The organism is Acinetobacter sp. 2JN-4, from assembly GCF_003687745.1.
Lineage (GTDB): Bacteria > Pseudomonadota > Gammaproteobacteria > Pseudomonadales > Moraxellaceae > Acinetobacter > Acinetobacter halotolerans.
In genome coordinates this window covers 146,353-158,109 of record NZ_RDNY01000008.1, presented here as the reverse complement: position 1 = coordinate 158,109, position 11,757 = coordinate 146,353, and the positions used below count along the sequence as shown (strand labels likewise).

The window sequence follows — 11,757 nt, the reverse complement described above, 5'->3', positions numbered from 1 at the left end:
ACCAATGTTAAAGGTGTGTTTGCTGCGGGTGACTGTACCACTGTGCCTTATAAACAAATCATCATTGCGACGGGTGAAGGCGCTAAAGCTTCACTCTCTGCTTTTGATTATATGATTCGTTCTGGCAGTTAATTGTTCGTGAGCTTGTGAATATAAAAATGCCCAAACTTGTTTGGGCATTTTTTATTGCGTTAAGGTTTATATAAACCATGATCAACAAGATGCTGACGCAGAATTCGACGTAATTCTAAAATTGCTTCAGGTGTTTCTTGTATTGAATGTCCACCGGGTAAGATCTTTTCAGAGACCGCACCATCTAAATGCGCACTTTTATAAGGGACGATGCCATCGGTAATGATATTGGGATCGTCACTTTTGGTAACATTGCCCATAATTGAATGGAAAACTAAACCCTTTTCAGGGGGAATATCGGCAGTCAGTTCCATGAATTTTGATTTTTTGCTTAAATCACTTGGGCCATTTTGAATAACATCACTGGTTAGCGTTTTGACAAAATCTTTAAGTTCCATATCATCACTGGTTAAAGTATCCGCCAAAGTAGTTAAGAACGTTGCGGGTAAACGAATGATTTTACGCGCAGCTAAGGTAAACCAACGATCGGCATAATCAGTACCACGATGTGGTGAAGCCAAGAAAATGGCTCGATCAAAGTTTGTAATTGGTTTCATTCTGAGCCGTTCACTAATCGCGGGATGTTTTCTCAGTTGTGTTTGCTGGCGACTACTCATCATTGCTAATGCTTGTTTGGATAGATCAACATCGCTGACCAGAAGTCGACTAATAATCCCGCCCATACTATGACCAATGAGAACAGCATCTTTTGCTGCGGCATCTTTAGGACTTAATGAAGAAAATGCTTGTTTTAATAATGCATAAATCTGGAAACGGCTTTCTAAGATTGGCATATTGGTTGAGTAGAAAACTTGCCATACTTGATATTGTTCACGTAAAACCGTATCACCCATAATATCATTGGTTACCGCAATCCAAGCCTCAGGACTACTTGCAAGACCATGAACGAGCACAATTATTTTCTTATTTGGATTGTACGGTTCTAACATGTATAGATGTGGCATGGTTAAACGCTGATCTCGATCAATCAAGCTTAAATATGCTGCCGCACCTAAATTATTTTCTGCCAACCAAAGTCCATACGGTGCAGAGAAGTTCGCTGCAAGCGAGTAGGGCTTACCTGCAATATTTACTTTTTCTGTGTTATAGGGGTCATAAGCTTTAATTTCAAAGTCAGGACTGGTCAATACATCTTTGATAGTCACAGCAGTTTTTTTGGGTTGGGCAATAATGGTCGAAGCCAAATAACGTGCTGGGTGGATATTGGGGTTTATTCCGTTAGGGAAGTTATGAGTTAATGGGTCGAGTATATATTGATTATCATGTTGATGATCTGACGTGGCAAAGACTGCAACAAAATCAGAACCAAAGCCATCACGACGGTTAAGTGCGCGTAAGCCTGAAAAATTCATGTTATAGCTAGAAATAAACTGCTCTAAGTTTTCATTTAGTAAACGCTGGTATTCTCTTAAATCAAGTGAATAGATGCTTTTTCCGATTTTAATCGTAGGTTCAAGTGCTTGTTTCGGATATCGGTTTTTGTGAACTTGTATCAGTCTAGCTAAAGCTTGATTATAAAAATCTCGAATTTGTACTTGGCGGTTATCAAATAGGCGTTCTTGTGGCTGGCGAGTCGTTTTAAATAAATAAGCATAACTATAACGAATTGTTTTATCCAAAGCATCGAGTTCTTGATCTAAACATTGCTCATAGGCTTTTTGGATAACTTTTTGTTCTTCTTCAGCTTTATGCTTGGTCAGTTTACTGATTTTACATGCAGATGACTCTGATAATGCCATGGCTTTAGCGAGATATAACTCGCTTGCGGTTGATAGTAATTGTTCATCCAAGATCTGTGGGATTTCATGTAAATCAGCGACGCATTCATTGGGTGTTTCCATACAAATCTTAGCGGCTTTGCCAGACATGGAAAGCACATTGAGGCTGGCTTCACTGAGCTTTTTTTGTGTCAAAATACTGTTGCGTTCATTGGCAATGGTGACATTCAAAGCTTGTTCTTTTAGGCTGACAACCTGACAGCCACTGAACATGAGGGAACTGAGCAAGCTGATAGCAAATAGACGTTTATTGGAGGTAAATGCTTGCATGTTGGATCAGTATAGGTCGTGATAATGATTATAGTTATAATACTGAAATAAGATGTTTTTTCAATGAATAAAAAATAGGCTGTACACAAACAGCCTATTTATATTTAACGCGGAGATGAATTTAGTTCATCACTTGCCAAACATTCCAGCGTTTACCAGATTCGACTTCATGAATTAAGCGGTCAGCCACTTCTGCTTCATCTGGAAATTTAATTTTATAGTTCTTTAAGGTTTGAATTGCATTTTTCTTCTGTTCTAACCAAAGATAGTTATTCGCGGCAGAAAGATAAGCCTCTTGAACTCCGCCTTTGATTGCTTTATCTAAATACGGAATTGCTTCACGTTGACCGCCACCTTCAGATAAGCCAAAACCGAACCAGAAATTGATTTCAGGATCATTTGGGCTAATGGCAAGAATACGTTGTGCATAATTTAAAGATTTAGAAGTATAAGATGTACCCAAATCTAAGTTGCGCGCCATCACGCTAGCTTTGAACGCACGGGTTAATACATCAAATGATGCATTTGGTTTTTCTGCTAAAGCATCAAGTTTATGTGTGATTTCTTTCAGTTTTACTTCATAGCCTTTGCGCTCTTGGCGATCAGGGAAGCGTGGAGGGTAATGGCGTGCTTTACCTTCAACCAATTGTAAAAAATCATCAATTTCAGTGACATCAATTTCGTTATCGCCAGCGAGTACAGCATATTTCATGCTGTGTTGTTTGCTATCAATTGTTGGGACAATAAGTTTGTTTACATCCAAAGTCATTGATTTAGATGGATCATTTTGCAATGAAACAACCATTTTGGTCACGGGTTGAGCTGTGGCATCTTTAATCGCCATTTCAAAGCTTGGCGGTGCATCATACTGGATTGGATTTAAAGCATAGAAAGCTGGAGTAGGATCAGGTTCTTTAAATACAAAAGGTTCAGCAACACTTTCTTTTTTTGTTGGTGCAAGACCACATGCGGTTAGAAATGAGGTTGAAAGTACGAGTAATGCCAAAGGCTTAAAATTCATGATCTATATCCATTAATTTTAGTAAGGTGATAAAAGAGATTGATTTCGCTAGTCTAGGAAAAGCGAAACCAACTTGCAATGTATGACATGTTGTATTTTTATAATTTACTCCATTTTTGATGGAATACTTTGCGCTTCACATTCACGTCGAACTTCTTCAATAATTTTTAACTCTTCTTTACTAAACGGTTGAGTTTTAGAATTTTGACCTTTAAACGTTGGATCAAGTAGCGAGAGTCGTTGACAGAGCGTATTCATGCGTTTTTCATTGTTCTGCATACGATCTAGTAGAACACGAATACCTTCTAAAATTGGATCAGCCTGCTCTTCAGTTGTTGCATATGGTTCGAACCCAATACTCTCTGCATAGTCTCGACGCAGGGCTTCTTGCTCTGTTTGTTCTACTGTTGCTGGTTGTTTGAAAATATAACGAGCAGGACTACCTACAGCGGTTACACCAGCAGGGACTTCTTTTGTCACGACCGCATTAGAACCAACTTTTGCGCCTTTATGTACAGTAAAAGGCCCTAAAATTTTTGCGCCTGCACCAACCACAACACCATCTTCTAAAGTAGGGTGACGTTTGCCTTTATTCCATGTCGTACCACCTAAAGTAACACCGTGGTATAGGGTTACATCATTGCCAATCTCAGCAGTCTCACCAATCACAACACCCATGCCATGATCTATGAAGAAACGTTTGCCAATTTTCGCACCCGGATGGATTTCGATACCTGTTGCAAATCGACTAAAAGACGACAGCAGGCGGGCAGTGCCTTTATATTCTTTTTTCCATAACTCATGTGCCATGCGATGCATAATCAATGCATGAATACCCGGATAAGTGGTCAGAACTTCGAGTGTATTGCGTGCAGCAGGATCACGTGCAAATACAGCTTCGATATCTTCTTTAAGCTGTTTAATCATTGGACTGATCCTCCTTCGTGTTTTTTTTCCACGAACCATTCGCAAGTGCTTGCACTCGACTAAATATTCCGCGTAATAAATGATATTCCATACGATCTAATTGTATCCTTCCAAATAAACGACGCAAGCGTAATGGAAGTAAACGGGGATTATTTGGGTCTAAAAACTCAATTTCTGTGAGCATTTTTTCTAAATGGGGGTAAAACTCTTCCATTTGCTGTTGATTTACGAGAGGTTCATCCCACTGCATACTTTGTTGTTGTTTGAGTTGCATGTGGTCATCAGGCATGCTGAGCGCTTGAGTATTTTGTTCAAGTGCAGCCATACGCAACTCATAACAAACCACTTGGATCGCTTGAGCCACATTGAGCACGCCATATTCAGGATCGACAGGAATGGTTAAATGGTAATTTGCTAAAGCCAATTCTTCGTTGGTCAAGCCACGATCTTCACGACCAAAGACAATCGCAATATTTTGTTGTTGCTTTGCTGCTTGCAATGCTTCTTTTGCAGCAGGTCGAACATCGAGTAAAGGCCACGGAATCGTGCGACTACGCGCACTGGTACCAAACACCAAATGACAGTCTTGAATCGCGTCTTCTAAAGTGTCCACAATTTCGATCTGTTCAATTAAATCTTGTGCACCTGCTGCTAACGCATCAATATCTGGATGCGGATAAGTTTTGGGCGCAACTAAGACAAGTTTAGCTAACCCCATCGTTTTCATTGCACGTAACGCACTACCAATATTTGCAGGTAGTGTCGTATTGACCATGACAATACGCACATGATCCAAATGTTTGGACACGTTGTTTGAGTCAAACAGGTTCATATATCATCCAAATTTAAGAATATTGAGAGATTTCAGTTTGATAAAGATCTAAAGCTTCATCCATTGACATATTTTCAGGTGGTGGGGCAACAACACTGACTTTAGGTGCTTCAGCCACTTTTGCTGCTTTTGATTTCACTTGATATTCAATAAAAATTGCATCTTTACCAAAATAATCACGCAACTTGGCCAGCAATTCATCTAGAGGTGCAACTTTCCACTGCGCACCTAAGTGTAATTCTGCGGTTGCAAAGCTTTGTTCAATTTGTATGTGTAGGCCAATATGTTGGCACATATCAATATTACAATAGGGTAGTAGCAGAGTTTGCAGATCTTTGGCCAATGATTTTGTCATTAAATCGTGGCTTAAGCGAACTTGGATACTTTGGGCACGTTTCTGGCGAATCTCATTTAAACTAAATGCCTTGCTTAACCTTGCCATTGGGCGGTCGAAGCCTTCACGTTCATAAATTTCACCCTCAATAACCACGACCTGATCTGGTCGAACGATCTCTTTATAGCGTTGAAAACGTTCGTGATTACAACTGATCTCAACACGTGCTGTACCATCATCTAAGGTGATCATAATACGGTTTGGAAAGTTTGCAATGTCGACAACCAATCCAGCAAAAACAGTGGTAACACCGCGACGTGTTGGCGTGAGTTCATTGAGTTTTGCGGGTACAAATGATTTTAATTCAGGGCGGTAGACATCAATTGGATGACCTGTTAAGTACAAACCAAGCGTATCTTTTTCACCTTTTAAGCGAACTTCATCAGCCCACGGTTTAACGGGTTTGGCGGGTTTGCGCTGAACTTCTTCAACTTCACCAAACAAATCCATGATCCCTGTTTCGCGGTTGCTTCGCGCTTGTTCAGCAGCTTGTACCGCTTCAGGAAGTTGCGCCATGAGGCTTGAACGTTCAATACCTAAACAATCCAGTGCACCTGCACGAATTAAAGCTTCCAAGGTTCGTTTGTTGATTTTTTTCAGATCAATACGATGACAGAAATCAAATAAATCTTTATAAGGACCTTCTTTGGTGCGCGAGTCAATTACAGACTGCATCGCCTGTTCGCCGACACCTTTAATCGCACCGAGTCCATACACAATGGTTTGTTCATCACTGGCATGGAAGTGATACAACGACATATTTACCGAAGGTGGAAGCACGTCTAATTTGTTATTACGACAGTCATCAATTAAAAATACAATACTGTCGGTATTTTGCATTTCCGATGACAGTACAGCCGCCATAAACTCAGCAGGGTAATGCGCTTTTAACCAAGCTGTATGGTAGGCAACTAAGGCATATGCTGCGGCATGGGATTTGTTAAAACCATAACCTGCGAACTTTTCCATATAGTCGAAGATATGGTTTGCAGTTGAGACATCAATCCCTTTTTGTCCTGCACCTTCAGTAAAGATTTGGCGTTGTTTTACCATTTCTTCGGGTTTCTTTTTACCCATCGCACGACGGAGTAAATCTGCACCACCAAGCGTATAGCCTGCACAGATCTGTGCAGCCTGCATCACCTGTTCTTGATAAACCATAATACCGTAGGTTGGTTCTAATACGCCTTCAAGTAAAGGATGCAGATATTCAAACTCACCGCCATGCATACGATGGATAAAGTCTGGAATAAGATCCATTGGACCCGGACGATATAGGGAAACGAAGGCAATAATTTCTTCAAATTTGCTTGGTCTCGCTTCCTTCAGCATTTTTTTCATGCCGACGGATTCAAACTGGAACACCGCAGTTGTATTTGCATTGGCAAATACAAGATAGGCATCTTTATCATCCAATGGCACATCAACAATATTTAACGGAACTGCCGATTTAATGCGTTTGTTAATATTTTGAACAGCATCTTCGATTACGGTCAGGTTACGTAAACCCAAGAAGTCAAACTTGACCAGACCAGCGGCTTCGACATCATCTTTGTCATATTGCGCAACACGACCAGTACCATCAGCTTCACACAGAACAGCCGAGTAGTCGGTAATTTTCCCTGGTGCAATCACCACACCACCAGCGTGTTTACCCGTGTTACGCGTGATGCCTTCTAGTTTGAGCGCCATTTCCCAAATTTCAGCGGCATCGTCATGATCTGGATTTGAAGGATTGGTGACAATATCTTTAAGTTGCGGTTCCATGTCGATGGCTGTTGCCAAATCAACACCAAGCGGTTTGGTTGGTACCATTTTTGAAATACGATCGGCTAGACCATACGATTTACTTAATACACGTGCGACATCTCGAATCGCACCTTTTGCAGCCATCGTACCGAACGTGGCAATCTGTGAAACCGCTTCACGACCATAGTTTTGAGCAACGTATTCGATGACACGGTCACGACCTGCAATACAGAAATCGACATCGAAATCGGGCATTGAGACACGTTCAGGATTTAAGAAACGTTCAAAGAGAAGGTCATAACGCAGGGGATCAAGATCGGTAATTTTTAGACTATATGCGACCAAAGACCCTGCACCCGAACCACGTCCGGGACCAACAGGCACACCATTATTTTTGGCCCATTGAATAAAGTCCATGACGATCAGGAAATATCCGGGGAAACCCATTTTCAGGATAATATCGACTTCATACTTAATTCGTTCATCATAGGGCTTACGAATTTCCGTCCAGTCTTCATCGCGCTCTGTAATCGGATAAAGATGATTAAGGCGTTCTTCTAAGCCTTCACGAGATAAATGTTCGAAGTAACTATCAATGGTATAACCATCTGGAATCGGGAAGTCGGGTAAGAAATAAGTACCCAATTGCAACGCGACATTACAACGTTGCGCGATGTAGTAACTGTTAGCGATCGCACTCGGAATGTCTGAAAATAGTTCAGACATTTGTTCGCCAGTTTTAAAGTATTGTTCTGAACTGAAGTTTTTAGGGCGCTTATTATCACCCAATACATAACCATCAGCGATACAAACACGTGCTTCGTGCGCATCGTAATCATGTTGTTCGATAAAGTGCACATCATTATGTGCAACCACACCAATTTGATATTTTTCTGCAAGTTTAAGGGCTTGCTGAATAAAATCCTCTTCACCAGCACGTTCAGTGCGCGTGAGTGCCAAATAGACGCGATTACCAAACTTTTCGATCCAAGCTTCTAATAATGGCTCAGCTTTTTGCGGGTTGGATGAGCAGAGCATTTGCCCGACATCACTACGTTGCCCAAGTAATACGATTAAATCTTCAGATTGTTCGAGTATCCAATCTTTTTGTACACAGGGAATGCTGAGCTGTTGACCTTCGATAAAGCCACGAGAAACGATTTCGGTTAGACTTCTCCAACCTGTATTACTCATGGCTAATAGGGTGGCTCTATGTTCAGCATCATTGAGGCGGATCACACTGCCAAGAATTGGTTTAATACCTTTCTTTAGGCAAGCCTCATAAAATTTCACAGCAGCATGTAAGTTAGATAAATCTGTAAGTGCCAGTGCAGGCATTTCATCTTTTACGGCAACTTTGACCAAATCAGGTATGCGAACAATCGATTCCGTAATCGAAAATTCTGTATGAATACCAAGATGAACAAACTGCATAAATCTATCCTTAACACGACCGTCGATTATTCTAACATGCTCTGTGTATGGCTGTTGTCTAATATTTTTGCAATAAGATCATATCTACTTTTTATTTTAAGCAGCAAAGAAAAAACCGATGTATATGTGATCTATACATATACATCGGTTTAATTCCATCGACTTAAATATTACAGGCTTAAATTAATATTCCCAGAACATCCGTTGAATCTCATTTGCATCATTGGTTTTCGTGAGTGCAAGAGCCGCTAAAATACGTGCTTTTTGTGGATTTAAGTCATGTGCAGCGACCCAACCATATTTATCATCTGGTTGTTCTGCATTACGTAAAACAAATCCTTGAGCGACGCGAGACGAACGAATAATTTGAATGCCTTGTTCATCACGTAGCTGTTTTAATGTTGGTACGATGTAATTTGCGATCGAACCATTTCCTGTACCAGCATTTACAATTGCTTTGGTGCCAGCTTTTGCATAAGCAACATAAGCATCTGTAATCATAGAGTCAGAACCATAAGCGATTTGAACGACAGGGAGTTGATCGCCTTTAATATTTTCAATATTAAATTCAGATGTCGTAGTATGACGCTTTAATGAGTTTCTGAACCAATAAGGTTTCTTTTCAACCAAAGTACCTAATGCACCCCATTGGCTGACAAAGGCATTGGTATGAATATTGATTCCTTTGGTGACATCACGCGCAGCAAAAATAGAATCATTCATCAGAACCAATACCCCTTTGTTTTTAGCTTCATTAGATGAAGCAAGGGCAACAGCACTATAAAGGTTGAGAGGACCATCGGCAGAAAGAGCAGTTGATGGACGCATTGAACCGACTAGAACAATTGGTTTGTCGGTATGAATAACAAGGTTTAGGAAGAACGCTGTTTCTTCGAGCGTATCAGAACCGTGTGTAATTACAATGCCATTCACCGATGGTTTTTTGACTAAATCGTTGACTTGTCGTGCCAAAGATAAAAGCTCTTTATCCGTAATATTTTCAGAGGCGATCTGTAACGCTTGTACACCACTTACATTGGCTAAATCTTTAATTTGAGGTACAGCATTGATTAATGCATCGACAGGTACTTTAGCTGCTGTATAGGTTGCACTGTTGGTCGAACTTGCACCTGCACCTGCAATCGTACCGCCTGTTGCGATAACGACTACATTATTTTTTGCATACAATGAAACCGATGCAGCAAGTAGAGTTAATCCTAACCCTAATGATTTAACCGTTTTATTAATCATTAATGACAATCCTGTATTTTATCTTCCATTGAAACACAATGCCTATGCCAGACATTGCGACTATTATTTGAATTTTTAGTCGTTAAATCATTGGCATTTTATTTTTTATTGGGGTGCGCTTCGAGGGCTAATAGTTGCTCGAATAGTTAAATGGATAATTTTATTAATAGTGTTTGAATAGTGGATTAAAACTAACAATATCAGTTGTTTGCAATCAAATTATAATGCAATGCATAGTTTTGCATCATCTTGGTGCGATTTTTCCAAATTACAGACGGAGTAGTCTAAAATAAAAAAGCAATGTCTAGCTTAGACATTGCTCTTAATTTTATTGATTAACGACGCGTGGCTAAGAAGCGGCCTAAGCGGTTAATTGCTTCTCGTAGTTCATTTTCTGCGGGTAAAAATACCACACGGAAATGGTCTGGTGTCGGCCAATTAAATCCTGTTCCTTGTACCAGTAATACTTTTTCAGCTTTCAATAAATCCAACATTAATGCCTCATCATCTTCAACTGGATAAACATCCGGATCAAGTCGAGGGAAACAATACATCGCACCTTCAGGTTTGACACAACTCACGCCCGGAATTTCATTGAGCATTTCCCAAGCAATATTTCGCTGTTCATATAGACGACCACCCGGACGGATTAAGTCGTTAATCGATTGATAACCGCCCAAAGCCGTTTGAATAGCATATTGCGCTTGATGGTTGGCACATAAACGCATAGATGCCAACATGTCTAAGCCTTCAATATAATCTGCTGCACGTGCTTTATTACCTGTAATCGCCATCCAACCTGCACGATAACCTGCGATACGATAGGCTTTTGATAAACCATTGAATGAAACACATAGTTGATCACCTGCCAAAGCGGCTACGGCTACATGCTCAATGCCGTCATAAATAATCTTGTCGTAAATCTCGTCCGCAAATAAAATCAAATCGTATTTCTTTGCCAACGCAACAATTTGTGCAAGAACATGGCGTGGATAAACTGAGCCCGTTGGGTTGTTTGGGTTAATCACCACAATCCCACGCGTGTTCGGCGTGATTTTACTCTCCATATCCGCAATGTCAGGATACCAATAATTTTCTTCATCACATTTATAGTGAATGGCGGTACCACCAGATAAGTTTACTGCTGCAGTCCATAATGGATAATCGGGCATGGGTACCAGCATTTCATCGCCATCGTTCAGTAAGCCTTGCATGGCCATCACGATCAGTTCAGAGACACCGTTGCCGACATACACATCATTGACATGCATATCAAAAATGCCCTTTTGTTGGTAATACTGACAAATAGCTTTACGCGCAGGGAAAATCCCTTTTGAATCCGTATAACCAATTGCATTTGGCAAGTTTAAAGCGACATCATTGATGATCTCTTGCGGCGCTTCAAAACCAAAAGGTGCAGGGTTGCCAATATTTAATTTAATGATTTTATGACCCTGTTCTTCCATTTCATTGGCGGCTCGTAACACAGGACCACGAATGTCGTAGCAAACATGCTCGAGCTTAGAAGATTTTTTGATTTCTCGTGGGGTTTGAATCGTGTTATTCATCTTGGTGTTCTCGGAAAGAGTGGGGTTCACTTTGGCATAGCGATATAAATAACTTTTAAATGTTTCAGTTGTGACTAAATCAAGATCATGTTGATCTCTAAGCAATGTGACAATTTTTTCATGCGTAAATCCATCCTGTTGATATTGTTTAATCACGGGCAGTAGACTTTTAAAAATAACGCTTTTTTTTTGCGACATTTTTTAATCTCAAGCAAGAATAGAAATAAGGTTAACATTGTTTTTGCTTTCTTGAAAGCACATGTTAAATAAAATTGCTCACCATATTTTATTGATATGCTCTCTTTTTGCTTTCTAATTATGGGTGTTTTGTAACTTATTTCGTTAAGACTAGAAATTTTATAATGAATGACGTAAATATA

7 protein-coding genes and 1 pseudogene are annotated in these 11,757 nt (G+C 40.2%); 1 reads left to right on the top strand and 7 read right to left on the bottom strand.

All coding sequences use genetic code 11. The features are described 5' to 3' along the window. Positions 1-132 (top strand): annotated as a pseudogene (locus EAH57_RS12480) (pyridine nucleotide-disulfide oxidoreductase); the annotation flags it as partial. A gap of 59 nt (positions 133-191) precedes the next feature. Here EAH57_RS12480 and EAH57_RS12475 read toward each other — a convergent pair. The 7 genes from EAH57_RS12475 to EAH57_RS12445 form a co-directional block, all read right to left on the bottom strand. Continuing rightward, entirely contained in the window at positions 192-2,201 is a 2,010-nt protein-coding gene (locus EAH57_RS12475; RefSeq protein ID WP_121930321.1) for an esterase/lipase family protein, read from the bottom strand. 121 nt (positions 2,202-2,322) lie between these two features. Next, on the bottom strand, positions 2,323-3,222 hold the full coding sequence (locus EAH57_RS12470; RefSeq protein WP_121930320.1) for an ABUW_2363 family tetratricopeptide repeat lipoprotein: 900 nt from the start codon (positions 3,220-3,222) through the stop codon (positions 2,323-2,325). A 105-nt stretch (positions 3,223-3,327) separates the two neighbouring features. Then, positions 3,328-4,149 carry a serine O-acetyltransferase gene (gene cysE, locus EAH57_RS12465; protein ID WP_121930319.1) on the bottom strand — a complete coding sequence of 274 codons (822 nt, stop codon included), beginning with the start codon at positions 4,147-4,149 and terminating at the stop codon, positions 3,328-3,330. Then, positions 4,142-4,981 (bottom strand): RNA methyltransferase, encoded by an 840-nt coding sequence (locus EAH57_RS12460; RefSeq protein WP_121930318.1) that lies wholly within the window; start codon positions 4,979-4,981, stop codon positions 4,142-4,144. The genes cysE and EAH57_RS12460 overlap by 8 nt, the downstream gene beginning before the upstream one ends. 13 nt (positions 4,982-4,994) lie before the next feature. After that, the gene (gene dnaE, locus EAH57_RS12455) at positions 4,995-8,558 is read right to left on the bottom strand and encodes a DNA polymerase III subunit alpha (protein WP_121930317.1); all 3,564 of its coding nucleotides are present in this window, start codon (positions 8,556-8,558) and stop codon (positions 4,995-4,997) included. 183 nt (positions 8,559-8,741) lie between these two features. Further along, positions 8,742-9,809 (bottom strand): asparaginase, encoded by a 1,068-nt coding sequence (locus tag EAH57_RS12450; RefSeq protein WP_121930316.1) that lies wholly within the window; start codon positions 9,807-9,809, stop codon positions 8,742-8,744. A gap of 335 nt (positions 9,810-10,144) precedes the next feature. Continuing rightward, entirely contained in the window at positions 10,145-11,575 is a 1,431-nt protein-coding gene (locus tag EAH57_RS12445; protein WP_004671494.1) for a pyridoxal phosphate-dependent aminotransferase, read from the bottom strand. Positions 11,576-11,757 lie beyond the last annotated feature (182 nt).